This is a genomic window from Streptomyces sp. NBC_01210, from assembly GCF_036010325.1.
Lineage (GTDB): Bacteria > Actinomycetota > Actinomycetes > Streptomycetales > Streptomycetaceae > Streptomyces.
The window spans coordinates 5875280-5897678 of record NZ_CP108549.1 but is presented as its reverse complement, the minus strand read 5'-3'; the positions used below and the strand labels follow the sequence as shown (position 1 = coordinate 5897678).

Genomic DNA, 22399 nt, shown 5'->3' with positions numbered 1-22399 from the left:
GTGGGTGGGGCCCGGTAGACGGCTGAGCTGCTGGTCAGCCCGCAATCACGCGTGCCGCGGCTTCGAGGGCAAGATGCCACGGATAGGAATCCGGTCGGCCCTTGCCCGGCTCGTTCGGTACGAAGCCGCCCTCGCCGTACAGCACCTGCACACCCATGCCCCGGAGCGTCGAGACGCTCTGATGGAACTGGGTGTGCTGCACGTAGGCAGCGTTGACGCACGGCATGGTGATCAGCGGGATTCCCTTGCCGATGCCCTCCGCCGCGAATCCCACGATGAACTTCTCCGTGATCCCCAGCGCCCATTGATTGATCGTGTTGAACGTCGCGGGTGCCAGGATCGCCACGTCTGCCGGCGGCCACACGTCCGGCTCGATCGGGAGTTTGTACTTACTGCGGACCGGATGACCGGTGAGCCTCTCCAGCTCCGGGAGCTGGTCGTCGAGCCATCGCGCGGCCATGGGTGTCAGGCCAAGGTACGCGTCCCAACCCGCCGCCTGTGCCTGCTCAATGACGCTGCGGACGTTGAGGACGGGCGGTGCGGCACTGCCCAGCAAGTAGAGGACTCGGTTGGCGGTCATGGTCGTAGTCCACCGCGCGGGCGTCCCGGGCCGCAACTGGCCTCGCCGGCTTGGCTTGTGGCGGCATTCGTCGTTGTCATGATGGCCGGGACGGGTAGCGTCTTCGGTGAGCGAGTCACGGAATGGAGCGTTGCATGCCCTTGTCCGGCGACGACGAACACGTAGGCGCCCGGATCGCGCAGCACCGGAAGCGAGCGGGGCTCACGCAGCGCGGGTTGGCCCAGCGGATCCCGTACTCGTACAGCCTGCTCACGCAGGTGGAGTCCGGCCACAAGCCGGCCAGCCCGGACCTGGTGGCCACGGTCGCCCAGGCGCTGTCCATCGATGTGACGGCCCTGACCGGCCAGCCGTACGTCACGGAACTCCAGCAGGACCGACTGGCAGAACTGATCCGGCCGATCCGGGAAGCACTGGATCTCTACGACCTGGGCGCGGACCCCGCCATCACACCTCGCCCTGCTCCACAGTTGGTCGCTGCAGCACAGCAGTTGTGCCAGCAGGTCCGGGCCACGAAGCTCCATGCCGCCGCACTCAACCTTCCGGACCTGATCGCGGAGATCACCACGGCAGCGCATCGTACGCCGTCCTCCGAGCTGTGGGCCGCGCTGTCCAGCACCTACCGCACGGCTCACGACGTGTCTGTGAAGCTCGGCTACTACGACCTCTCCACCGTGGCTCTTGACCGGATGGACTGGGCAGCTTCGCGCGCCTCGGATCCGCTCCTCGCGGCCGTCAGGCAGTACATGCGTGCACTCGTCTACTTCCGCGAAGGCGAGTACACGATCGGGCAGCGGCTCATCACCGCCGGTCACGGCTTGCTCCAGCAGTCGCCGCAATCACGGGAAGGCGATGCCGTGACCGGCCAACTGCATCTCGGCGGGTCGATAATCGCCGCGCGCGCCCGTGATCGCGATGTCGTCGCGGCCCACCTCGCAGAGGCGCGGGACCTACGCCACTCGAATCGGGGAGGCAACAGACGTGCACTGGCTGTCCTTCGGGCCGACCAACGTCACGGTCCACGCCCTCTCCGCCAACATCGAGATGCGGGAGTTCGGAGAAGCACTTCGTCACGCGGCCGAGGTGCGCATCCCCAAGGATTGGGCGGTCTCCCGTGCCGCGCACTTCTATGTGGATCAGGGCCGCGCGCAAATGGAGACCGGCCGCAGCGAAGCCGCGCTCAAATCCATGCTCACCGCGCGGCGCCTCGCTCCTCAACAGACGCGCTATCACTCCGGCGCTCGGGAGACCATCCGCGGCCTGGTCCACCTGTCGCGCCGCACCCCGGACACCCTCGACCACCTGGCGGCCTGGGTCGGGCTGTAGGGCTTTCATCTCGCGCCCCTGGCTTTCACTCAGCTGTGAAAGTTGGGGGCTTCTTGCGTCATCAGGATGGATCTCGGACCGGCTCAACGACGACGGGATCCGAGGCAGGCGACGTGAAGAGCGACATCGACCGCAACGAACGGCAGAGTTCTGTACCCAAGGCATTATCGGCACCGCCCTATACGAACGGCGCACCGGTCAGCAGGCGTTGGCCTCGGCACCGTCGTACGGTTGGCCTGGCGCGCACGCTGTTAAGCGAGACGCTGGCCCGGTGGTCCTTGGGCACGCTGAACGACGCTGCAGCCGTAGTGCTCTCCGAACTCCTGACGAACGCGGTTTGCCACGCTCACACTTCGCCGGGCCGAGAGATCGAGACGCACTTCCTCCTCGTCCAGGACGGTGTACGGATCGAAGTGCACGACTCGGCAACGCAACTCCCCCGGCTCCGGCCAGTTGACTTGGCTGCCGACGATGGTCGAGGCCTACTCCTCGTTGCTGCCCTCGCTGATGGCTGGGGCGTCAGCGAACGCATCGGGGTCGGCAAGGCCGTATGGGCAGTCCTGGCGGTTCGCGGTACTGGAGCGGACTCGTGATCGCGCTCCGAGTCAGGCGCGGCGAACAGGCCGTGAATAAGGGGGCCCGCTGATGCCCCCCAAGTCCGTGGTGACACGCCGACTGGCTCCTGAGCCTGGACCTGGCAGGCAGCGGCCCCATCTTCGAGGCGGAGTGCACTTCGTGCGAGGAATCTTCGGGATCAGCTGAGACACGGGACGACCCGGAGATCTGGTGCCTACGGCATGCGGGCCGCACGCGTCACACCGGCTTCCGGGCGACCACTACCGCCTTCTTTCGAGCGGCCATGGTCAGCGATGAGCAGTCAGCGCCCAACTCGATGAGCGACAGCTGAGAACACGGTTTCGGACGGGCTCGTCCAGTGCAGGGTCCCGCCCACACAGTCGCAGCAGGGGCGCCGCCCCGTAAGGGGCGATCGAAAATCAATGGCCGAACGACCCGGCCGGCACCACCCTGTACGCCATGGAAGAACCGCAACGCGGGATCCGTGCGCTCTACACGGCATCCACGGTCACCGTCTACCAGGCGTACTCCCCGGACATCGGCCTGCCGGCCGTCCGCGAGGGCCGCTTCCCCGCCACGTGGAAGCGGGACCGGATGACATGGATCAAGCCGTCGTTCCTGTGGATGATGTACCGCTGCGGATGGGGCACGAAGGCCGGTCAGGAGACCGTCCTCGCCGTCGAGATCTCCCGCAGCGGCTTCGAGTGGGCGTTGCGCCACGCGTGCCTGTCGAGCTACGTGCGCGGGGTGCATCCCGACCGCAGCACCTGGCAACGTCAGGTGAAGCGCGCACCCGCCCGCGTCCAATGGGACCCCGAGCGCGATCTGCACCTGCGGCCACTGCCGTACCGCTCGCTGCAACTCGGGCTCTCCGGTGAGGCCGTACGACACTACGCGGACGAGTGGACGGTCGCCATCAGTGACGTGACTCCGCTCGCCCGTGACATCCACGCGCTCGTAAACGACGGCGACCTGGACTCCGCGGCCCAACTGCTGCCCCAGGAACGTCCTTACCCCGCCGGGGACGAACTGCTGACACAACTGCGTCCGTGAACAGCGACTACAACGCACATCTCAATCAGCAGCCAGGCGCCCCGAAGAGCCGGGCGGCCATTCCTGCCGAGTCAGACAGGACAAGCTGCCATCAGCCACACCCGACCCTCCCGGGCCGCCTACCAACTTGCGGAGCTGCCAATGGGGCGAGAGATCGGGGCCGATTGGCACCGAAGTCCGACGACCGGGCAGTTCGTGCCGGCCACGATTGACTGGACGGATCCGCAGCTCACCTCACAGCCAAGTGACTGTGGGTGTGGGAGAGCGGCCTGCTCAGAACCGCGTAGGCTCGCCCGGCTCGCTACGGCGCGTTGGTGAAGGAGCGGCGGTAGGAACGGGGCGGCACACCCCGGCGGCGCACGAACTGTTCGCGCAGGACGGCCGCGCTTCCGTATCCGACCCGGTGGGCGATCTCCTCGATCGGCAGATCCGTGGTTTCCAGGAGTTCCTCGGCGCTGCTCAGTCGCAGGCTCCGGAGCCAGGCGTGCGGGGTGGTGCCGGTCGCGGCGGCGAAGCGGCGGGCGAAGGACCGTTTGCTCATCACGGCGCGTCGGGCCAGTTCCGCGACGGGAAGCGGTTCGTGGAGGTGCTCGCGGGCCCAGGCGAGTACCTCGGCGAGACGCTCGTCCTGGCAGTCCTCAGGGACGGGGGAGGTCAGATACTGGGCCTGACCGCCGTCCCGGTGGGAGGGCAGCACCATGTCGCGGGCGACGGCGTTGGCCATCGCGGCCCCGTACTCCCGCCTCAGCAGATGCAGGCACAGATCGAAGCCAGCGGCGGCTCCCGCACCCGTGGTGATCCGCCCTTCGTCGATGTACAGGGCGTCGGGGTCCACATCGACGTCCGGGTGGCGGTGGGCCAGCAGTTCGGCGAACCGCCAGTGTGTGGTGGCCCGTCGGCCGTCGAGCAGCCCGGCGGCGGCGAGCGCGAACGTGCCGACGCAGTGGGCCGCGACCAGTGAGCCGCTCTCGTGTGCGGCCGAAAGCGCGTCAAGCACAGCGGGACCGGGTGGCGTACGGAAGCCGGCCCATGGCAAGGCGATCACCAGATCAGCGGCAGCCAGCCGGTCCAGGCCATGCGCGACCATGAGCGGCACGCCGAGGTCGGTAGGGACCGGCCCGGGCCGGTCGGTGCACAGCACGAAGTCGAAGCCGGGCAGCCCCTCCCCGTGAGGGCCGAACACCTCGGCGACGATGCCCACGGCGAGCATGCCGACACCAGGGGGAACGTACGCGGCAACGGTCACGAAAGGCGGCACGGGAGCAGTGTGGCAGAGTGGCACGAATCCTGCGATGAGTGGCAGGAGTGCCACTCGTCAGCGGCCCGGCCTGCCCGGAACGATGGGGGACATGACAGACGCACCGCTCGGCCGCAGCGCCGTGTACACGATCCTCACCACCGGCTACGTCGGCTCCACCGGTCCCGGTGTCGCCGCCACCGTCTCCTATGTCACCGACGGCGAGCGGCATGTGATCTTCGACCCGGGCATGGTGGCGAGCCGCGAGCACATCCTCGGCCCGCTCGCGGAGTTGGGCCTCGGCCCCGACGACATCACCGACGTGGTGCTCAGCCACCACCACCCGGACAACACCATGAACGTGGGCCTGTTCGGACGGGCCAGGGTCCACGACCACAAGGTGGAGTACCTGGGCGACCAGTGGAGGAACCGGGACGCGGAGGGCTACGAACTAACCCCGTCGCTGCGGCTGATCCGCACACCGGGACACAGCCTCGAGGACATCACGCTGCTGGCCGGCACGGACACGGGCGTGGTGGCGTTCGCCGGCGACCTGTGGTGGCACTCGGACGGCCCCGCGGACGACCCCGTAGCCCCGGACCGCGAGGTACTGCGCGCCTCCCGGCTCCGCGTGCTGGCCGCCGCGGACCTGATCGTGCCCGGCCACGGCGGCCCCTTCAAGGCCGACATCACCGCGCCACGCTAACTGTCCTGTCCACGGCGTGAGATGCAGAACTCCGTCCGCTCAACCACTCCGCCGGGCCGTCGCAGCGGCCTGCTGAAGCTAGGGGCAGCCTGATCCGGGGAACGCCGGGGAGGGTGGCAAGCGGCCCCGGCAACGGCGGTTCATGCCGGGACTGCCGGACGGGGCCCGGAAGAGATCGGCGACAAGGTTCTCGAATGCGACCGGATCCATGTCGTACAGGTCCGGTTCCTCATCGCTTGCTCCGGGGCGCTGGGGAGACCTGCGTCGCCATGCGGGGTGCCCAGGAGGGATCTAGGGTTGAGGGCAAGCCCGGCGCTCTCGGGCACCCGATGCTCCGCCATGTTCCCCACCCGGCTTCGGAAGCACACGGGAGGGCCCATTACGTGTCCACTGCATCAGAAACCCCAGTCCTGGACACCCTCGCCGCCACCCCGGACATGCTTATCCTCACGCGTATCGCGGCCCTCGCCGCCTCGGACGCTCCGCCGATCTCCTAAGTTGCCCATTTCGACCCCGCCCTCAGGACAGGCGTGACCGGCGACCAGCTGCAGGACGTCTTGGTCGCCATTGCCCCCATCGTGGGCCCCGCCCGCGACATGACGGCAGCGTGCAACGTCATCGCGGCACTCGGCATCGCTGTCGCCGACACCGACGCCGAGATACGGGGACCAGGGCTGAGAGCAGGCTCCCATCCGGCATAGATGACCGGCACGGCCGACGTCGAAGGAGACCACGGCACGGCACCGCTCCGGCGCCGTGCCCCCGGGCGACCCGACGGCCGCAGGGCCAGGCAGGAGGGCCTTCGATGCCCCAGCAAGAGACCACGACCATGCGCGCGTCCCACCACGCCACGCCCAAGGAACGCGTGGCACTCGGCAAGGAGGCCCGGCGCCGCTCCCCGCGGTCGGGACACGCCGTGTACAAGCCCTCTCCGCGCAGGCCGGACCCGCTGGCGATCCTGGAGGGGCAGTCCGCGACCCGGGTGCCGGAGCTGGTGCCGATCCGCTACAGCCGGATGAGCGAGTCCCCGTTCCGCTTCTACCGGGGCGCCGCGGCGATCATGGCGTCCGACCTGGCCGGCAGTCCCGACTCGGGGATCACCACCCAACTGTGCGGTGATGCTCACCTGCTGAACTTCCGGCTGCTGGCCTCGCCGGAGCGGGAGCTGATGTTCGACATCAACGACTTCGACGAGACCTTGCCGGGCCCCTGGGAGTGGGACGTCAAGCGACTGTCGGCAAGTTTCGTCATCGCCGGCCGGGCGAACGGCTTCGACGACGCCGAGCGCGCCCGTATCGTGAGCAGCACAGTGCGTTCGTACCGCGAGTCGATGATCCGCTTCGCAGGCATGCGTAACCTCGATGTCTGGTACGCGAAGATCGACGCCGACCGTCTCACGGCCCTGACCACGGGACAGCTCCACAAGGGCGGACAGCAGAAACTGGCCCGCGCCATGGCGAAGGCCCGCTCGCGCGACACCTTGCAGGTTTTCGGCAAGCTCACGCAAGTGGTCGACGGCCGGCCGATGATCGCCGCGGATCCCCCGTTGCTGGTACCGCTTGCCGACCTGCTGCCGGACGTCGAGCGCACCACACTGGAGCGTCAGTTCCGGGGCCTCATCGAGCGGTACGGGGGCACACTGCCGTCCGACCGGCGCGCCCTCCTGGGGGACTACCAGCTGGCGGACGTCGCCCGCAAGGTGGTCGGTGTCGGCAGCGTCGGCACCCGGTGCTGGATCTTCCTGCTCGTCGGACGGGACGGCGGAGACCCGTTGTTCTTGCAGGCCAAGGAGGCCGACACCTCCGTGCTCGCCGAGCACGTCGGGGCGAGCCATTACCGTAACCAGGGCGAGCGGGTGGTCTCGGGACAGCGGTTGATGCAGGCGGCGAGCGACATCTTCCTCGGCTGGGAACGAGTGGACGGGATCGACGGCAAGCGCCGCGACTTCTATGTCCGCCAACTGCGCGACTGGAAGGGCATCGCGATGCCGGAGACGATGTCGCCCAGGCAGCTGGAGACGTTCGGTGGCGTCTGCGGCATCACCCTGGCCCGCGCGCATGCGCGGTCCGGCGACCGGATCGCGATAGCGTCCTATCTGGGCAGCGGCGACTCCTTCGACCGGGCCCTCGCGGCCTTCGCAGAGGCGTACGCCGACCAGAACGAGCGCGACCATCAGGCACTGGTCGACGCGGTGCGGGCGGGAAGGCTGCCCGCGGAGGAAATCCCGGCCGGCTGACGGACCCGCGGACCGCTTGGCGCGACCGGCAGGCTGGTTAGCGAGCCCGGCCCTGCATTCGCCGGCCCTGCATTCGCAGGCCCTCTTCGATCGCGTCCACAAGATCGGGCGGCCGCACCGCTCAGCAGGAGACTGGCCGTCATCTGTCCCGTGGCCGGCAGCCGGGCCGACTCGCCGCGCGGGCTGATGTCGCCGAATCCGATCGGCGTCGCACCCGTGAAGGGCTGACCCCAGAGGGCGTCAGCCCAGGTAGGGCCGGTCCCGGTTGCTCCAGGAAGCGCTCAGGAATCACCCCGGAGCCGGTCACGCTGGATCTGGTAAGCGAGGGCGCGCCGCACGGAGGCCGATGCGGTGGTGGTGACCTTCGAGGGGACATCGAGACCACGGCTGATCTTGTCGTACGCGTCCTGGTAGCTGCGAGGCATCCCTGCCCGGTGCAGTCTCAGGTCCTCTTCGACGAGGCGTCGCAGCTCGTCAACGTTCTGGGGCGTGAAGCGCTTCTTCCCCCGGGCGATGGCGTTGACGTAGCGGGTGCAGCGGGCCGTGTCGTCGAAGGTCTCGGAGATTTCCTCGGCGAGGCCCCACAGGCGACCTTCGAGCCATGGGGTGTCGTACTGGTCGAGGGAGAGCCCCATCGGCGGCAGTGGCTCGCCAATCCCGCACTTCGCCACCTGCTTGGACACGGCGGGCTGACTCATGCCGGTGAGCCGGGCAATTCTGTCCTGGGTCCAGCCGAAGCCGGCGAACAGCTTGATCATTTCGGCGCGAAGCTTCCGCATCTCCTCCCCTGCGCGGATGACGTCGTTCATGTCGGTGAGCATCCGCTCGGCCTGTTCCTCCGTCAGCGTCTCGGGGTCCTGACGCGTGCCCTCTTCGCCTGCCATAGCTCGGTTATAGCCTGAACCCGCCACCATAACCAGGTTGTACAACCCGGTTATAAGTGACAGGCTCCACACCATGCCCACCTTCTCCGCACCTGACGGCACCCAGCTCGCCTACCGCGCACACGGGGCCGGCGACCCGCTCGTCTGCATCCCGGGAGGTCCCACGGACGCCATCTACCTCGGCGACCTCGGCGGCCTGTCCGCGCACCGCCGGCTGATCCTTCTGGACCTCCGCGGCACCGGCCGGTCCGCGATGCCCGAAGACACCGCCTCTTACCGCTGCGATCGTCTGGTCGACGATGTCGAGGCCCTGCGCGAACACCTCGGACTCACCCGGATGGACTTGCTCGGCCACTCCGCCGGCACGAACATCGCGGTGCAGTACGCGGCCCGATACCCGAAGAACATCGGCAAGTTGACCCTGATCACCCCCAGCTCCGCAGCCGTCGGCATCACGATCACCGGAGCGATGCGGCGCGAGCTTGCGCAGCTCAGGAAGGGCGAACCGTGGTTCCCGGCGGCGTTCGCCGCCTTGGAGGCGATCACCGAGGGCAGGGGCGGCGACCGGGAGGCCATCGCCCCCTTCTTCTGGGGCCGGTGGGATGCCGCCGCACAGAATCACCCTGCGGCCCGCCCGCCGAGCAACAAGGAAGCTGTCGCTCTCTTCGCAGCCGAAGGCGCCTTCGACACGGAGACCACTCGTGCGGCGCTCGCCTCCCATGAGGGCCCCGTGCTGCTGCTCGCCGGGGAGTTCGACGTGAACAGCCCCCCTCCGGCGGTGGCCGAGCTTGCCGGCCTGTTCCCTGATGCCTCGCTCGTTGTGCAGTCGGGGGCAGGCCACTACCCATGGCTCGACGACGCCGACCGGTTCGTGGCGACCACTGCAGCATTCCTGCGGTAGGGACCTGCTCATTCGCTGCCGACCAGCGAAGAGCCCGGAATCACGGCCGCAGTCCTCGCGTTCCCGCCGTGGGCCGTAACGGGACATGGCATTGCAGAACATCGCGGGGAGGCTCCCGCCGAACCCCATGCATGCTGCCGGACCAGGCCATCGCCATCGCCATCGCCATCGGCGAGTCGATGAAGACCATCAGCCCGGCCGTCCCAGCCAGAAGTCGTTTGCACGGCGTCCACAGTTCTCAGCAATGAGTCCACGCGGTCGACTGAGGGCTGTGGAGGGCCTGGTGTCGGTAGTCCTTGGGTGGCATGCCGTAGGCAGTGCGGAAGGCGCGCGTGAAGTCGGCGGCGCGGGTGAAGCCCCAGCGGGCGGCGATGACGTGGATGAGCGTGGAGCACATCGCGGGATCGGCGAGGTCGCGGCGAGCATGTTCCAGGCGCTGGTGGCGGATCCAGGCCGCGATGGTCTCGTGCTCGGTCTGGAAGAGGCGGTGCAGATAGCTGGTGGAGATGTTGTGCGCGGCGGCGATCGCACGCGGGGTCAACCGCGGGTCGTGCAGGTTCCGTTGGACGTAGGCCCGAATACGCAGCACCAGAGTCCGGCTACGGGTTTCCGGCGGAAGGGAGCGGTCGGCGTCCAGAGTGTGAGCGAACAGTGCGGACAGCAGATCGACCACGACCGTTCCCAGACGTGGTCCGTCGGATGGCAGGTAGGGGCTGGTGTCCGCCGTCAGCTGAGTGACGAACTGTACGAGCAGGGTGCCAATCCCTTCCCGTCCGGACATTCCATGGGCGAACAGTCGGTCCATCCTGTTCTGCGGCAGGTGCAGTAACGCCTTGGGGATCTCGATCCCGATCCCCGAGAACAGATCGGGTCCGTTGGCAGAGTTGACTTCGAAAGCCCTTGAGCTGTCGAAGACCTGTATCTCGTAAGGCCCGTACACGGCTTTCTGGTCGTCCCAAGTGATTCGGTTGGTCCCGTGCAGAGGGATCCCGATGTGGTACTGCTCGGGATCGGACTGGCGGATGAGCTTGGGGGTCCGGCGAAATCGAAGGGCCTGGTGGGTCGTCGGCCAGACGTGAACCGCGCCGAGCTCCAGTACTCGCTGATGCGCCCGGTAATCCGCCGCGTATTCGCTGTGAAGGTCCAGCGGCGCATGGGTTCGGCCGATGCGCTCGCGCCAGAAGTCGAACCGGTCCGCACCAGCCAGATCTTCGGTCCGGAACTCGGTCTCGGTCAGCATCCCGTCTCCTCCGCCTCGTGGCCTCAATACCGCCTCGTCGCCCTGGATCAGGCGCCGATGGTTGGGCTTCGATTCTCATGTATCTGTTTCATTCCACGTCGTCGGGCCTGCGCATGAGGCGGCGGCCATGCACCTGAAGCGTCGTCGTCTTCGACTCGTCGAGTGGATCGGACCGGTGGATCGGACCGTCAGGGGGAGCATGAGATGCCACTTGAATTCGGGCTGTGGCGAGCAGACGACAAGCCGGTACGGGTCACTACGCGGCCGGTGCCTCTGGAGTCGAGGCTGGAGGAGCTCATTGAGGCCGATCCATGGAGGAGCTGGACGAGGCGTTCGCGCTGCGATTCGGAGGCAGTCCGCCGGCAGCACTGAACGGCACCCATACGCTGACCATCATCGCGGGCGAGATCGACGCCGCGACTGAGCGGATCGTCACCCATCTGGGCATCCGGCTATCAAGTGCCGGTCAATGTGCTGTTCTTCCGCTACTTCGAGGACGAGGGGCATCGGTGACGGTGCTGGGACTCTCGAGGATGGTTGAAAGGCCGCGCCTGCCCGGATTCGCTCCGCCTGATCCGTCGAACGCGCGGCGTCGGCACCTGACTTCTTCCGCCTCGTGCGCTTCGAACTGGTCGTCCAACTGGCGAGGGTCGCCAGAGATCCCGATGAAGTCGGCCGCTCCACACAGAGCGGAAGCGGCCCCCCGATCGCGATCGCCGCCGACCGGGGCCGCTTCACCCGCGTCCCGCTCAGGCCGGGGACTGCTGAGACCGCCCCGCCTCCGCGGTGTCGCTCGCCGTGGGTGAGCCGGCGCCTCGCCTGCGACGCAGGGCCGACCTGACGTTCCACGCGGCGACGAGCAGGCAGAACAGGCCGGTGGCTCCTGGAGCCAGCCATGCTCCGAGGCGGTGCTCGACTGCCACCGTGGCCGAGGGGCCGTCGACCGTGGCGGTCACCGGCTCGGTCGGCTTCTCGTCGAACGCGGTCTCGACCTCGATCTGCGCAATCCGGAAGGCCCCGTCTTCAGCCTCGAAGGATCCGGAGCACAGCAGACCGTCGTCGCCGTGCCGGGACTTCGAGATCTCGCAGCGCTCGGCGCGGAATTGTCCGGCCACCCCCGTCAGCCGTGTCTCCAACCGCATCAGACCGGTGCCCAGAAGGAAGACCCCCGCGCCCAGCGCCACCAGCGTGACCAGCACCCGTCTCGGACCTATTTGTTCCATCCCCGCCCCCCGTATTCCGTGTTGTCAGCCGACGCAGCCTAGTGCCCCCGCCGGGCTCGGCAACGGCCGGGACACCCGCCCCCTCTGCCGTCAGCAAATCTGCTCCCGGCCAAGAAAGCTGACGGAGCGGCGACCGCGGGCGAAGAGTGGTGGGACCGCGGCTGACCCGAGCCGCGCCACGACAAGGAGGACCGATGTCCCCACTCATCACCGGCTGGGACCCGGCCATGAACCCACGAGCCGCCGAGGGCGACACACCTCCGACGCGGTTCGACGACCACTTGGCCGCACAACTCCTCGCGCAGCGGATCGTCTTCCTCGGCACCCAGGTGGACGAGGTCTCCGCGAACCGGGTGTGCGCGCAGATGCTTCTTCTGTCGGCGGAGGACCCGAGGACCGACATCAGCCTCTACATCAACAGCCCGGGCGGGTCGGTGACGGCGGGGCTGGCGATCTACGACACGATGCGGCTGATCCCCAACGATGTCTCGACACTCGCCATGGGCTTTGCCGCGAGCATGGGGCAGTTCCTCCTCACCGTCGGGTCGGCGGGGAAACGCTTTGCGCTGCCGAACGCGCGGATCATGATGCACCAGCCGTCCGCCGGCATCGGCGGGACCGCCGCCGACATCGCGATCCAGGCCGAGAACCTCGAGTTCACGAAGAAGGCAGTCGAGCGGATCACCGCGGAGCACACCGGCCAGACCGAGGAGACGATCTCCCAGGACGGGGACCGCGACCGGTGGTTCACCGCCGAGCAGGCGAAGGAGTACGGCATGGTCGATCGCGTCGTCGAGTCTCTCGACGACGTCCGCCCTGCCGGACCGCGGCGACGGGTGGGGCTCTGACATGGGCCAGTACACGATCCCGAACGTCGTCGAGCGCACCCCGCAGGGGGAGCGGTCGTACGACGTCTTCAGCCGGCTGCTGTCCGAGCGGATCATCTTCCTCGGCACTGAGATCGACGACGGCGTCGCGAACGTCGTCATCGCCCAGCTGCTCCACCTCGAGTCGTCCAGCCCGGACCGTGAGATCGCGATCTACATCAACTCACCGGGTGGCTCCTTCACTTCACTCATGGCGATCTACGACACGATGTCGTTCGTCGGCGCGCCGATCTCCACGTTCTGCGTCGGGCAGGCGGCCTCGACCGCGGCGGTGCTCATGGCCGGCGGAGACCCGGGGCGCCGGTTCGTTCTCGAGCACGCCCGGGTGCTGTTGGGGCAGCCTGCGAGCGGCGGCCGGCAGGGTACGGTCTCGGACCTCAGCCTCCAGGCCAAGGAGATGCTCCGGGTCCGCTCCCAGGTCGAGGAGGTCCTGTCCAGGCACACGCACCATGACGTCGCGACCCTGCGCGCGGACATGGACCGCGACAAGGTCTTCACCGCGCAGGAGGCAGTCGCGTACGGGCTCGCCGACGAGGTACTCAGCCGGCGGATCGCACCTGCCTGACGCGCTGAAGTGCGCGGCGCCCGGCGGCCGTCGCCCCGGCGGGGGCACGGCCGTCCGTCAGGCGGCGAGGCACATTCCGCCGTGCCGCGAGGTCGCCGCGCGCCCGGAGTTGCGGTCGCGCCTCGAGGAGACCGAGGCGGCCGAGGTGACGGAGGTGGGGGCGGTGCCGCTCCGGGCCGGCCTCGCCCGAGCCGGGCGGGCAAGCTCACCGTGGGCCAGCGCGAGAAGATCGGCCAGTCCGAGACCCAGGGCACGGGCGGCGGCCGCGAGAACTTCGGACGAAGCCTCCTTGCGGCCGCGCTCGAGCTCGGAGAGATACGGCATCGAGATCCGAGCGGCGTCGGCCACGTCCTGGAGCGTGCGTTCCTGGGCGAGACGCTGACGGCGCAGGACGTCACCAACTACGTCCCGCCACAGGGGTTCTTTGGTCGCGGGGGTCGGCGCCGCTGTGGCCGGGCGCAGGGGAATGACGCGGACTTGGTTCGGCGCGTGGCTGCTCACCTCCTCAGGGTAGGAGCGTTGCGGTCGGCTGGGTGGCAACAGAGTTCCGCCCCCTGCGAAATCGCATGACCCGCCGCCGATGCCCGGAGAGGGAGCATCAGTGCGCGCTGCGACAGGCGCGGCGCTACGACGTCCCCGGTTTGCGGGCCAAGAGGTGGACGTGCGTCGAGCCGCTGCTCCCTGGTCGACGGACGCGAACGGCCCGCAGCCGGCGCCGGTCTGCTCGCCTCAGGGAAGTCAGCCTTCCAGCTAGTAGTGGATGCACACGCCTTCCAGTAGCGCGGTCAGATAGCGACGGGCGGTCTCGATGCGGGCGGTGGGGGCGCTGTGGACGTTCGCGGCATAGGCGATACCGCACATGAGCGGGACCAGGTCGTTTGAGGTCAGGTCGGGACGCACGACCCCGGCGTCGCGGGCCCGCTGGAGCAGCTGTCCGCCGACCGACCGCAGGATCCCCTTCAGTTCGGTGGTGCGCGGCAGGGCGTCCGTGGGCGCGGCGGTGACCGCGGACAGGGAAGTGTCGGTGACCTGCGCTTCGATGGTTCGGGTCAGGAAGCCGGCGAGGGCGCGCCCGGGGTTGTCATCGGCCAGCGCCTGCTCGCCGTGGGCGGCGAGTGCCTCCAGGCAGGGGGTGGCGACGGTCTCCAGGAGCGCCTCGGCGGTGGGGAAGTGGCGGTAGACGGTGCCGACGCCCAGTTGGGCGCGGCGTGCGACGTCGTTGAGCTGCAGTGGTGTGCCTTCGTCTACGAGATCGCGGGCCACGGCGACGATCCGTTCCCAGTTGCGGGCGGCATCCTTGCGCAGGGGGGCGGTCGTCATGGGAGAAGTCTAACTGGATAGCTAATCCGCATTGCCGTGGCGTGCGAACGGGACGAGCCACCCGTTTCCTCCTTGGGGCAACTCCGTGCCGAGTCCGCAAAATTGGCGCGCGGTCTTTGTCTGGATCACCGCGGGCCCGCGACATCGGTTGCGACACCGCCGCGCGGTCGGCAGAAGCAACCCCGCCGGGTGTGCGGCGGTCTTACTCGGGGGTCGCGCTCAGAGGATCAGCCTCTGCCGACTCATACCGGCAACCGACTGGAAAGGGCTCACTCCATGGTGCTGGATCCCAACTTCTGCCTGGACGTTCCGAAGGACTTCGACGACTCGGATGCTGAGACCGGGGTGCATCCCATCGCCAGGAAGTTGTTCCCCGCCACAACTGCCGCGGACGCCTTCAGGAAAGCCCATGAGTGGGTACGGGAACAAGGAATCCGCCTGTCAGACGTGTCGTGGGATTTCTTCCAAGACGAGGACGAGCCATACTGCCTGAGCATCTATTTCACCTTCGAGCTTGATCCCGAAGACGCCTGACCACCTCGCAGCCGACGGCCGCCGTCGGCCCCCGGCCTTCCATCTCACCGCAGGGCAGGCCGGCGGTGGAACCGCGTTCACCGATGTGATGGCACGTCTCCGCGTTCCCCGCCGCCGTGGGCGGCCCCGCACCAGACGGACATGGTCACAGGGCCGTTTCCGGCCGATCGGCCCTCTGCTCTTGGAGGCTCGCCCCGTGGCGGCTGCCCAAAGTCGCGGAGGCCGTCGACCTCCAACCGCAACTCCCCTGCGCAGACGGCGGGTTGGCCGCATCGCGTGCGCCACCATCGCCGCGCGATGTGACGGACCCTTGGCCGGTCCTGGTGCTATTGGCGGCTCGTCCTCGCTGAGGCGCTGCTACCGAATCCACTGTGCGCGGCTGGAGGTCACCCGCGACGGTGTGGAGCCGGCAGCCGCCGCGGCGAATCCCGTCGCCGAAGCGGACGTCTCCACCACCGACGGCCGCCTCGGCGGCGTACTGCTCTTCGTGGCGGACGGCTACCTCTCCCTGCTCGAGATCTACTCCCTGGAGGAGGAACCATTCGCCACCTGGCCTCGCGCCGACGAACTTGCCTACGGTCCGGCCGTGAGGCACCACTAGGGTTTGCGGCGTGGGGATCACCGAGCGGGCAGAGACTGTACGAACTGACGCAGGCGAGCGGGACGCACCACCCTGGTGGCGCGTCCCGCTCGTCGCGACGGCCGTCGTCGTGCCGCTGTACGTCCTGTGGGCCGCCTGGCTCGCGACCGGCGGCGGCGACCTGGCGGCTCAGCTCGCCTGGGCGGGGTTCATGGAACGGCACCCCATGTCGGCGTACAACCTCTCCTGGTACGGCGGCACCCACACCGCCAACTACAGCCTGCTGTCTCCCCCGCTCATGGCCGTCTTCGGCGTGCGCGCGGTGTCCGTCGCCGCGGGTCTGGCCGGAACGTGGCTGCTGGCCTGCCTCTTCGTACGCAGCGGAATGCGGCGGCCCGGCTGGCCCGCCGCGCTCGGGGCACTGGCCCTCTGGTCCAATGTCGCCTGCGGTCGTACGACCTTCGCACTGGGCGTCGCGATCGGGCTGCTCGCCGTCCTGTACGTACGCAGGACCGGCGTCGCCGCGGTCTGCGCGGCGCTCGCTGCCATGGCCAGTCCGGTGGCCGGGCTCTTTCTGGTGGTGGCGGGGGCCGCGTATCTGCTGGACCGGCAGTGGCGGAAGGGCGCCGCGCTCGTGCTGCCGCCGTTCGCCGTGGTGGGCGCGGTGACGCTGCTCTTCCCCTTCCACGGCGAACAGCCCATTGCGGCCGGGCAACTGTGGATGCCGCTGGCCGTCTCCGCCGCCGTGGCGATCGCGGCGCCGCGCGACTGGCGGGTCGTGCGGTTCGGGGCCGGGGTGTACGGCGCCGGCGTCGTCCTCACCTATCTCATCGCCTCGCCCATCGGCACGAACGTCGAGCGTCTGCTGGCTCTCGTCGGACCGCCTGTGCTGCTCGCGGCGGTGCTGGCGGGAGGGCTCGGCAGACTTCTGCGGGCCGTGCTCGCGATCGGGCTGGCCGTGAACACGTACTGGCTGATCGACAAAACCGACGACGATCTGGTCGTCTCCAGCGAGGTGCCCGCGTGGGCCGCGCACACCGACGGTGTCGTACGGGAGTTGCAGCGGCTGGGCGCCGACCGCACGCGCGTCGAGGTCGTCCCCGCCCGCAACCACCGCGAGGCGACCGTCCTCGCCCCGCACATCAATATGGCGCGCGGCTGGAACCGGCAGCTGGATGTGGAGCGCGGGCGGCTCTTCTACGACGGGTCGCTGACCCCGGCGACGTACCGGCAGTGGCTGGACCGCTGGGCGGTGGGCTTCGTGGTGCTGCACCACGGGCGTCCTGACGGGCCCGCCGAGGACGAGGCGGCAATCGTCAGGAGCGGGCCGGGCTGGCTGGAGCGGGTGTGGCAGGACGGCGGGTGGACGGTCTACCGGGTGCGGGACGCGGTTCCGCTGGCCGCCACACCGGCGACGGTGGTCCGCGGCGACGACGCGGAGCTGGTCGTACGGATGCCGGCGGCGGGATCGGTGACGGTACGGGTCGCGTACTCGCCGTGGCTGCGGGCGGAGGGGGCGTGTCTGCGGCAGGAGGGCGAGTGGACGCGGCTGACCGTGCCGCGGGCGGGCGAGTACCGGCTGGACTCGCCCTACCGTCTGTCGCGTTCGAGCGGCTCGGGCTGCTGAAGGCTCAGGCCGCGGCCGGCGGCCGGCGCTGAGGGCCGATTGTCAGTGGCGTGTGCCACGCTCGACGCATGATTGACCACATCTCGGTACAAGTGGCGGACCCGGCGGCCAGCGCCGCCTTCTACGACCGTGTGCTGGCCCCGCTCGGCGGCAAACGGCTGCTCGACTTCGGTCCGGTGATCGGTTACGGCACGACGCAGCCGACCTTCTGGATTGGCCCGGTGACGACGGAGGGGCAGGCGCGCGAGGTGCATATCGCCTTCGTCGCGGCCGACCGCGCACAGGTACGGGCGTTCCACGCGGCTGCCGTCGAGGCGGGGGCGGAGGTACTGCACGAGCCACGGGTACGGCCCGAGTACCACGCCGCGTACTACGGCGCGTTCGTCAGGGATCTGGACGGCAACAACGTGGAGGCGACCTGCCATACGCCGGAGTGAGACCGGGGACAGACGTCGCCCCGGCGCGGATCGCGACGGGCTGCCTGCGCGGCATCCGCCTTTGGGCAGATCGTCGTCATGACGGCCATGACGGCCATGACGGTCATGGCGCCATGGCCTGGGCCTCCCGGAGCCGGGCGGCGGTGACCGCGGCGTCATAGCCGGGGGCGACGCCCTCGACCAGGATCACATCGCCCGCCATATGCCGGGTGCGCAGCGGCAGAAGCTCCTGGTAGGCCTCGGAGTCGTACCACCGGCGCGCCTCCGCCATGCCGGCGAAGCCGATGATGACGAGCGCGCCCGGCCACTCGCCCTCGCGGAGTTCGACGGTCGCGCCGTGGACGAGGAAACGGCCACCGAAGGGGTCGAGGGTGGACGCGTCAAGGGGAACCTTCGCCGCCCGCGCCGCTACAGTCGGCGGCTCCTGCGTATGTGCTACCTCGCCGCCCAGGTCGCGGCCTACCACTGCCCTGTCTCGAAGGCGTTCTACCAACGGAAGCGAGCCGAGGGAAAGAACCACAAGCAGGCCGTCCTGGCCCTCGTGCGCCGCCGTCTCAACGTGCTGTGGGCCCTCATACGCGACAACCGGACCTTCGAGATCAGCCCACCCGGACAGGATGCCGCAGCGGCATGACTCACTCACGATGCGTCACCAGCCTCGCTTGACAACATCATTGGGAGTCCTCCTGGTGCGGGGCTCGTACACGGCCGTTCGCGGCTCGTTCGGATGTCTTCGATCGTGCCGCGATACCGGGAGACCGTCGATTACCCGCGAGGTAAGTGCACCGCACCGGTCGGCCCCGGCCGGGCGCTCTCAAAGCCCGGTCCCCGTCCGGCCGTCGCAGGGTGGACATACTGATGCCCCGGCCGCACCGGATCCGCGCGAAGCTGATCCGGTGCGGCCGGGGCCGCAGTTGAGACCGTGAGAGATCGTCAGCCGGTGAGACTCAGATCGTCGCCGTGTCGATCACGAAGCGGTAGCGGACATCGCTCGCCAGCACCCGCTCGTACGCGTCGTTGATCTGGTCCGCGCGAATCAGCTCGATCTCCGCACCCAGGCCGTGCTCGGCACAGAAGTCGAGCATCTCCTGGGTCTCCCGGATACCGCCGATCCCCGAGCCCGCAAGGCTCTTGCGGCCGCCGATGACGGAGAACAGGTTGAGCGAGACGGGCTCCTCGGGAGCACCCACGTTCACAAAGGCGCCGTCCGTCTTCAGCAGACGCAGATACGCGTCCAGCGGCAGCGGCGCGGACACCGTCGAGACGATCAGGTCGAAGCTGCCGGCCAGCTCCTCGAAGGTGGCCTCGTCGCTCGTCGCGTAGTAGTGGTCGGCGCCCAGCTTCAGCCCGTCGTCCTTCTTGCGCAGCGACTGGCTGAGCACGGTCACCTCGGCACCCAGCGCATGGGCGATCTTGACGCCCATGTGGCCGAGACCGCCCAGGCCGACGATGGCGACCTTCTTGCCGGGGCCCGCGTTCCAGTGGGCGAGCGGCGAGTAGAGGGTGATGCCGGCGCACAGCAGCGGGGCCGCGACGTCCAGCGACAGGCCGTCGGGGATGCGCAGCGTGAAGGCCTCGTCGACGACGATGTGGGTGGAGTAGCCGCCGTAGGTCGGCTCGCCGCTCTTGTCGAGGGCGTTGTACGTGCCGACGTTGCCGCCGGAGCAGTACTGCTCAAGACCGGCCTTGCAGTTGTCGCACTCGCGGCACGAGTCGACCATGCAGCCGACGCCCACCCGGTCGCCGACGCCGAACTTCGTGACACCGGGGCCGACCTCGGTGACGACGCCGGCGATCTCGTGGCCCGGCACCATCGGGTAGATGCCTTCGCCCCAGCCGTCGCGGGCCTGGTGGATGTCGGAGTGGCAGATGCCCGCGTACTTGATCTCGATGAGCACGTCGTGCTCGCCGACCGGGCGGCGCGGGACGGTGGTCCGCTCCAGCGGCGCCTTGGCGGCGGGAGCGGCGTATGCGGAAACGGTGGTGGTCATGACTACGAGCCTGCCGCCGGGCGCGGCACTTACCCAGCCCTCTGTTGTGCCTACGACCAGTGTGCGTACTACTGGCAGGGTCAGGATCGACAGGCTCCCCGGCCGGTAATACTTGGCTGCATGGACCAGCGCGCCGAACTCAGCGAATTCCTCCGCTCCCGCCGTGCCCGGCTGCAGCCGGAGGACGTCGGCCTGCCACAGCTGGGCCGCCACCGCCGTGTCCCCGGGCTGCGCCGCGAGGAGCTGGCGCAGCTCGCCGGGGTGTCCGTCGCGTACTACACGCGTCTCGAGCAGGGCAACGGACGCAATGTGTCCACCGAGGTGCTCGACGCGATCGCGCGGGCCCTGCGCCTGTCCGACGTCGAGCGGGACCATCTCAGCCACCTCGCCAAGCCGAAGCAGAAGAAGCACCGGCGCATGGGCCGGCCGCAGCAGCTGCGGCCTGCGGTGCAGCAGCTGATGGACGCGATGGACGGGGTGCCCGCGTACGTACTCGGGCGCCGGCTGGACATCCTCGGCTGGAACCGCATGGCCCGCGCACTGCTCGGCGACTTCGCCGCACTGCCGCCGCAGGAGCGGAACATGGCCCGGCTCGTCTTCCTCGACCCCAACGCGCCTGATCTGTATGTCGACTGGGAGTGCAAGGCGACCGAGGTGGTGAGCTTCCTGCGGATGTACGCGGGCTGCTCGGCCGATGACCCGCAGCTGCCCGCGCTGATCGGCGATCTGTCGGTCAAGAGCGAGGAGTTCCGCAAGCTCTGGGCCGCGCACACGGTCCAGGACAAGGGTCACGGCACCAAGCGGCTGCACCATCCGCTGGTGGGCGAGATGACCCTGTCGTACGAGACGCTGAGGCTGCCCGACGACCACGATCTGTCGCTGGTCACCTACCACGCGGAGCCCGGCACACGCGCGGCGGAGTCGCTGCGGCTGCTGGCCGGCTGGGGCGTGGACGAGGTGGCGGACGCCGACGCGCGGTAACGCCGTAACAGCGTGGCCCGCGGCTACGCATGAGGGCGGCGGCACCCCCCCGGGGGTGCCGCCGCCCTCATGCGTACGAGGCGGTGGCTCAGGCGGCCGAGCCGGCCTTCCAGTCGTTCCAGCTCAGGTTCCAGCCGTTCAGGCCGTTGTCCGGCTGGATGGTCCGGTCCTTGGAGTTCTTCACGATCACGACGTCGCCGACGATCGTGTTGTCGAACAGCCAGGCGGCGGGCTGGTTCGGGTCACCGGCACCCTTGACGTCGTTCAGACCGACACAGCCGTGGCTGGTGTTGGAGCTGCCGAAGATCGAGTCGGCACCCCAGTAGTTGCCGTGGATGAACGTGCCCGACGTGGACAGCCGCATCGCGTGCGGGACGTCCTTGATGTCGTACTCGCCCTTGCCGTCCTTCTTCTTGAAGCCGACCGTCGAGCCGTCCATCCGGGTCTCCTTGAACTTCTCGGAGATCACCATCTGACCGTTGTAGGTCGGGTTGTCCGGGCCACCGGCCGAGATCGGGATGGTCTTGATCGTCTTGCCGTCCTGGGTGACCGTCATCGTGTGGGCCGACGCGTCGACGGTCGAGACCTGGTTACGGCCGATCTTGAAGGTGATCGTCTTCTGCTGGACGCCGAAGACTCCCTGAGCGCCCTGGACCCCGTCGAGGTTCAGCTTCAGGGTGACGGTCGAGCCTTCCTGCCAGTACTGGTCGGGGCGGAAGTCCAGCCGCTGCCCGTTGAACCAGTGGCCGACGACCTCCTGGCCGCTGCTCGACGTCACGGTGATCCCGGACTGGACGGCCTTCTTGTCCGTGATCGCCTTGTTGAAGTTGATCGAGACCGGCATACCGACGCCGACGGTGGAACCGTCCTCGGGCGTGAAGTTGCCGATGAAGCTGTTGGCGGGCGAGACGGTGGTGAAGGAGGAGTTCTCGTGGGCCTCCTGGCCCTTGGAGTCCTTCGCCGTGGCCGAGATCTTGTACGTGGTGGAGCGCTCGAGCTGCGCGTCCGGCTTCCAGCTCTTGCCGTCGGCGGCGAGGGTGCCCTTGACGCTCGCACCGTCCGCCGTGGCCATGGTGACCTCAGTGAGGGTGCCGTCGCTGACGGTGACCTTGGCGTCATTGTTGATGCCCGCGTTGGTCGCGCCGTTCTTCGGCGAGATGGCTATTCGGGCCTTCGACGCTTCCTTGGCTGCCGCCTCGTCGACCTGGGCCTGCGATTTCTTCGAGCCGTCGGCACTGCCGCCCTTGTCCCCGTCGCCGCTGCAGGCCGACAGCACCAGCACGCCGCCGAGCACTGCGGACGCGGCTATAAGGCCTTTGCGCCGCTTGCTGTCCGTCATCACACGCTTCTCCATCGTCGCCGATTCCCCTGACCCACAACTTGGACAACACCCATTTCGGGCTGCCCGGTTCCACATCCGAAGAGGATGTGGGGAACACCACTCACAGATATTCATCGACGCGCCCACAGCTCCGGCGGTTGCACTGCGACACGAAAACGGCCGGGCCGCGGTTCACC

Annotated in this window: 22 protein-coding genes and 3 pseudogenes; 15 read left to right on the top strand and 10 right to left on the bottom strand. The window is 68.7% G+C overall.

Features of this window, described 5'->3' with window-relative positions:
* Window positions 1-34 precede the first annotated feature (34 nt).
* Window positions 35-580 carry a flavoprotein gene (locus OG735_RS27020; RefSeq protein ID WP_327325720.1) on the bottom strand — a complete coding sequence of 182 codons (546 nt, stop codon included), beginning with the start codon at window positions 578-580 and terminating at the stop codon, window positions 35-37.
* A gap of 134 nt (window positions 581-714) precedes the next feature.
* On the opposite strand from OG735_RS27020, the pseudogene OG735_RS27015 reads away from it, so the two are divergent.
* The 4 genes and pseudogenes from OG735_RS27015 to OG735_RS27005 all read left to right on the top strand — a co-directional run bounded on the left by OG735_RS27015 (window position 715) and on the right by OG735_RS27005 (window position 3532).
* A pseudogene (locus OG735_RS27015) lies at window positions 715-1903 on the top strand (helix-turn-helix domain-containing protein).
* A gap of 35 nt (window positions 1904-1938) precedes the next feature.
* The gene (locus OG735_RS27010; RefSeq protein ID WP_327325719.1) at window positions 1939-2496 is read left to right on the top strand and encodes an ATP-binding protein; all 558 of its coding nucleotides are present in this window, start codon (window positions 1939-1941) and stop codon (window positions 2494-2496) included.
* 86 nt (window positions 2497-2582) lie between these two features.
* Window positions 2583-2810, top strand: a pseudogene (locus OG735_RS42045) (DUF7848 domain-containing protein); the annotation flags it as partial.
* Window positions 2811-2938: 128 nt separating this feature from the next.
* Window positions 2939-3532, top strand: coding sequence for a DUF4291 domain-containing protein (locus OG735_RS27005; protein ID WP_327325718.1), 594 nt, complete (start codon window positions 2939-2941; stop codon window positions 3530-3532).
* Window positions 3533-3833: 301 nt separating this feature from the next.
* Here OG735_RS27005 and OG735_RS27000 read toward each other — a convergent pair whose 3' ends face one another.
* Window positions 3834-4742, bottom strand: a complete 909-nt coding sequence (locus tag OG735_RS27000; RefSeq protein WP_327328474.1) for a GlxA family transcriptional regulator — start codon at window positions 4740-4742, stop codon at window positions 3834-3836.
* A gap of 139 nt (window positions 4743-4881) precedes the next feature.
* Here OG735_RS27000 and OG735_RS26995 point away from each other — a divergent pair, with 139 nt between their 5' ends.
* The 3 genes and pseudogenes from OG735_RS26995 to OG735_RS26985 all read left to right on the top strand — a co-directional run bounded on the left by OG735_RS26995 (window position 4882) and on the right by OG735_RS26985 (window position 7711).
* Entirely contained in the window at window positions 4882-5475 is a 594-nt protein-coding gene (locus OG735_RS26995) for an MBL fold metallo-hydrolase (RefSeq protein ID WP_327325717.1), read from the top strand.
* Window positions 5476-5858: 383 nt separating this feature from the next.
* A pseudogene (locus OG735_RS26990) lies at window positions 5859-6176 on the top strand (carboxymuconolactone decarboxylase).
* A 104-nt stretch (window positions 6177-6280) separates the two neighbouring features.
* Window positions 6281-7711 carry a DUF2252 domain-containing protein gene (locus OG735_RS26985; RefSeq protein WP_327325716.1) on the top strand — a complete coding sequence of 477 codons (1431 nt, stop codon included), beginning with the start codon at window positions 6281-6283 and terminating at the stop codon, window positions 7709-7711.
* Between the two features lie 281 nt (window positions 7712-7992).
* Here OG735_RS26985 and OG735_RS26980 read toward each other — a convergent pair whose 3' ends face one another.
* Window positions 7993-8595, bottom strand: coding sequence for a sigma-70 family RNA polymerase sigma factor (locus OG735_RS26980; RefSeq protein WP_327325715.1), 603 nt, complete (start codon window positions 8593-8595; stop codon window positions 7993-7995).
* A 73-nt stretch (window positions 8596-8668) separates the two neighbouring features.
* Here OG735_RS26980 and OG735_RS26975 point away from each other — a divergent pair, with 73 nt between their 5' ends.
* Window positions 8669-9496, top strand: a complete 828-nt coding sequence (locus OG735_RS26975) for an alpha/beta fold hydrolase (protein ID WP_327325714.1) — start codon at window positions 8669-8671, stop codon at window positions 9494-9496.
* A gap of 238 nt (window positions 9497-9734) precedes the next feature.
* On the opposite strand, the gene OG735_RS26970 is transcribed toward OG735_RS26975, so the two are convergent.
* A complete protein-coding gene (locus OG735_RS26970; RefSeq protein ID WP_327325713.1) occupies window positions 9735-10736 on the bottom strand; it encodes a helix-turn-helix domain-containing protein in 1002 nt (333 codons plus the stop codon).
* A gap of 749 nt (window positions 10737-11485) precedes the next feature.
* Window positions 11486-11959, bottom strand: a complete 474-nt coding sequence (locus OG735_RS26965; protein WP_327325712.1) for a hypothetical protein — start codon at window positions 11957-11959, stop codon at window positions 11486-11488.
* Window positions 11960-12153: 194 nt separating this feature from the next.
* Between OG735_RS26965 and OG735_RS26960 the strand changes: the two genes are divergently transcribed.
* Window positions 12154-12807 (top strand): ClpP family protease, encoded by a 654-nt coding sequence (locus OG735_RS26960; RefSeq protein ID WP_327325711.1) that lies wholly within the window; start codon window positions 12154-12156, stop codon window positions 12805-12807.
* 1 nt (window position 12808) lies between these two features.
* Window positions 12809-13411 (top strand): ClpP family protease, encoded by a 603-nt coding sequence (locus OG735_RS26955; protein WP_327325710.1) that lies wholly within the window; start codon window positions 12809-12811, stop codon window positions 13409-13411.
* A gap of 57 nt (window positions 13412-13468) precedes the next feature.
* Here OG735_RS26955 and OG735_RS26950 read toward each other — a convergent pair whose 3' ends face one another.
* Both OG735_RS26950 and OG735_RS26945 read right to left on the bottom strand, forming a co-directional pair.
* Window positions 13469-13912 (bottom strand): helix-turn-helix domain-containing protein, encoded by a 444-nt coding sequence (locus OG735_RS26950; RefSeq protein ID WP_327325709.1) that lies wholly within the window; start codon window positions 13910-13912, stop codon window positions 13469-13471.
* A 249-nt stretch (window positions 13913-14161) separates the two neighbouring features.
* Entirely contained in the window at window positions 14162-14731 is a 570-nt protein-coding gene (locus tag OG735_RS26945) for a TetR/AcrR family transcriptional regulator (RefSeq protein WP_327325708.1), read from the bottom strand.
* Window positions 14732-15007: 276 nt separating this feature from the next.
* On the opposite strand from OG735_RS26945, the gene OG735_RS26940 reads away from it, so the two are divergent.
* The 4 genes from OG735_RS26940 to OG735_RS26920 all read left to right on the top strand — a co-directional run bounded on the left by OG735_RS26940 (window position 15008) and on the right by OG735_RS26920 (window position 17909).
* The gene (locus tag OG735_RS26940; protein WP_327325707.1) at window positions 15008-15265 is read left to right on the top strand and encodes a hypothetical protein; all 258 of its coding nucleotides are present in this window, start codon (window positions 15008-15010) and stop codon (window positions 15263-15265) included.
* A 400-nt stretch (window positions 15266-15665) separates the two neighbouring features.
* Window positions 15666-15866, top strand: coding sequence for a hypothetical protein (locus OG735_RS26930; RefSeq protein WP_327328651.1), 201 nt, complete (start codon window positions 15666-15668; stop codon window positions 15864-15866).
* A gap of 10 nt (window positions 15867-15876) precedes the next feature.
* Window positions 15877-17472 (top strand): hypothetical protein, encoded by a 1596-nt coding sequence (locus OG735_RS26925; RefSeq protein WP_442812495.1) that lies wholly within the window; start codon window positions 15877-15879, stop codon window positions 17470-17472.
* 68 nt (window positions 17473-17540) lie between these two features.
* Complete coding sequence (locus tag OG735_RS26920; protein ID WP_327325706.1) at window positions 17541-17909, top strand: VOC family protein; 369 nt, start codon at window positions 17541-17543, stop codon at window positions 17907-17909.
* 103 nt (window positions 17910-18012) lie between these two features.
* On the opposite strand, the gene OG735_RS26915 is transcribed toward OG735_RS26920, so the two are convergent.
* Window positions 18013-18375: a DUF1330 domain-containing protein gene (locus OG735_RS26915; RefSeq protein WP_327325705.1), complete on the bottom strand. Its 363-nt coding sequence runs from the start codon at window positions 18373-18375 to the stop codon at window positions 18013-18015.
* A gap of 481 nt (window positions 18376-18856) precedes the next feature.
* Complete coding sequence (locus OG735_RS26905) at window positions 18857-19900, bottom strand: NAD(P)-dependent alcohol dehydrogenase (RefSeq protein WP_327325704.1); 1044 nt, start codon at window positions 19898-19900, stop codon at window positions 18857-18859.
* Window positions 19901-20020: 120 nt separating this feature from the next.
* On the opposite strand from OG735_RS26905, the gene OG735_RS26900 reads away from it, so the two are divergent.
* Complete coding sequence (locus OG735_RS26900) at window positions 20021-20881, top strand: helix-turn-helix transcriptional regulator (protein WP_327325703.1); 861 nt, start codon at window positions 20021-20023, stop codon at window positions 20879-20881.
* Between the two features lie 88 nt (window positions 20882-20969).
* On the opposite strand, the gene OG735_RS26895 is transcribed toward OG735_RS26900, so the two are convergent.
* Window positions 20970-22235: a L,D-transpeptidase gene (locus OG735_RS26895; RefSeq protein ID WP_327325702.1), complete on the bottom strand. Its 1266-nt coding sequence runs from the start codon at window positions 22233-22235 to the stop codon at window positions 20970-20972.
* Window positions 22236-22399: the final 164 nt, after the last annotated feature.

What these genes read in the sequence shown, in the direction of transcription:
- OG735_RS27020 (WP_327325720.1), bottom strand. Translation starts at nt 580, where the DNA reads ATGACCGCCAACCGAGTCCTCTACTTGCTGGGCAGTGCCGCACCGCCC.
- OG735_RS26980 (WP_327325715.1), bottom strand. Translation starts at nt 8,595, where the DNA reads ATGGCAGGCGAAGAGGGCACGCGTCAGGACCCCGAGACGCTGACGGAG.
- OG735_RS26955 (WP_327325710.1), top strand. Translation starts at nt 12,809, where the DNA reads ATGGGCCAGTACACGATCCCGAACGTCGTCGAGCGCACCCCGCAGGGG.
- OG735_RS27000 (WP_327328474.1), bottom strand. Translation starts at nt 4,742, where the DNA reads ATGCTCGCCGTGGGCATCGTCGCCGAGGTGTTCGGCCCTCACGGGGAG.
- OG735_RS26940 (WP_327325707.1), top strand. Translation starts at nt 15,008, where the DNA reads ATGGTGCTGGATCCCAACTTCTGCCTGGACGTTCCGAAGGACTTCGAC.
- OG735_RS26900 (WP_327325703.1), top strand. Translation starts at nt 20,021, where the DNA reads ATGGACCAGCGCGCCGAACTCAGCGAATTCCTCCGCTCCCGCCGTGCC.
- OG735_RS26975 (WP_327325714.1), top strand. Translation starts at nt 8,669, where the DNA reads ATGCCCACCTTCTCCGCACCTGACGGCACCCAGCTCGCCTACCGCGCA.
- OG735_RS26965 (WP_327325712.1), bottom strand. Translation starts at nt 11,959, where the DNA reads ATGGAACAAATAGGTCCGAGACGGGTGCTGGTCACGCTGGTGGCGCTG.
- OG735_RS26895 (WP_327325702.1), bottom strand. Translation starts at nt 22,235, where the DNA reads ATGGAGAAGCGTGTGATGACGGACAGCAAGCGGCGCAAAGGCCTTATA.
- OG735_RS26995 (WP_327325717.1), top strand. Translation starts at nt 4,882, where the DNA reads ATGACAGACGCACCGCTCGGCCGCAGCGCCGTGTACACGATCCTCACC.
- OG735_RS26985 (WP_327325716.1), top strand. Translation starts at nt 6,281, where the DNA reads ATGCCCCAGCAAGAGACCACGACCATGCGCGCGTCCCACCACGCCACG.
- OG735_RS26920 (WP_327325706.1), top strand. Translation starts at nt 17,541, where the DNA reads ATGATTGACCACATCTCGGTACAAGTGGCGGACCCGGCGGCCAGCGCC.
- OG735_RS26945 (WP_327325708.1), bottom strand. Translation starts at nt 14,731, where the DNA reads ATGACGACCGCCCCCCTGCGCAAGGATGCCGCCCGCAACTGGGAACGG.
- OG735_RS26970 (WP_327325713.1), bottom strand. Translation starts at nt 10,736, where the DNA reads ATGCTGACCGAGACCGAGTTCCGGACCGAAGATCTGGCTGGTGCGGAC.
- OG735_RS27005 (WP_327325718.1), top strand. Translation starts at nt 2,939, where the DNA reads ATGGAAGAACCGCAACGCGGGATCCGTGCGCTCTACACGGCATCCACG.
- OG735_RS26960 (WP_327325711.1), top strand. Translation starts at nt 12,154, where the DNA reads ATGTCCCCACTCATCACCGGCTGGGACCCGGCCATGAACCCACGAGCC.
- OG735_RS26905 (WP_327325704.1), bottom strand. Translation starts at nt 19,900, where the DNA reads ATGACCACCACCGTTTCCGCATACGCCGCTCCCGCCGCCAAGGCGCCG.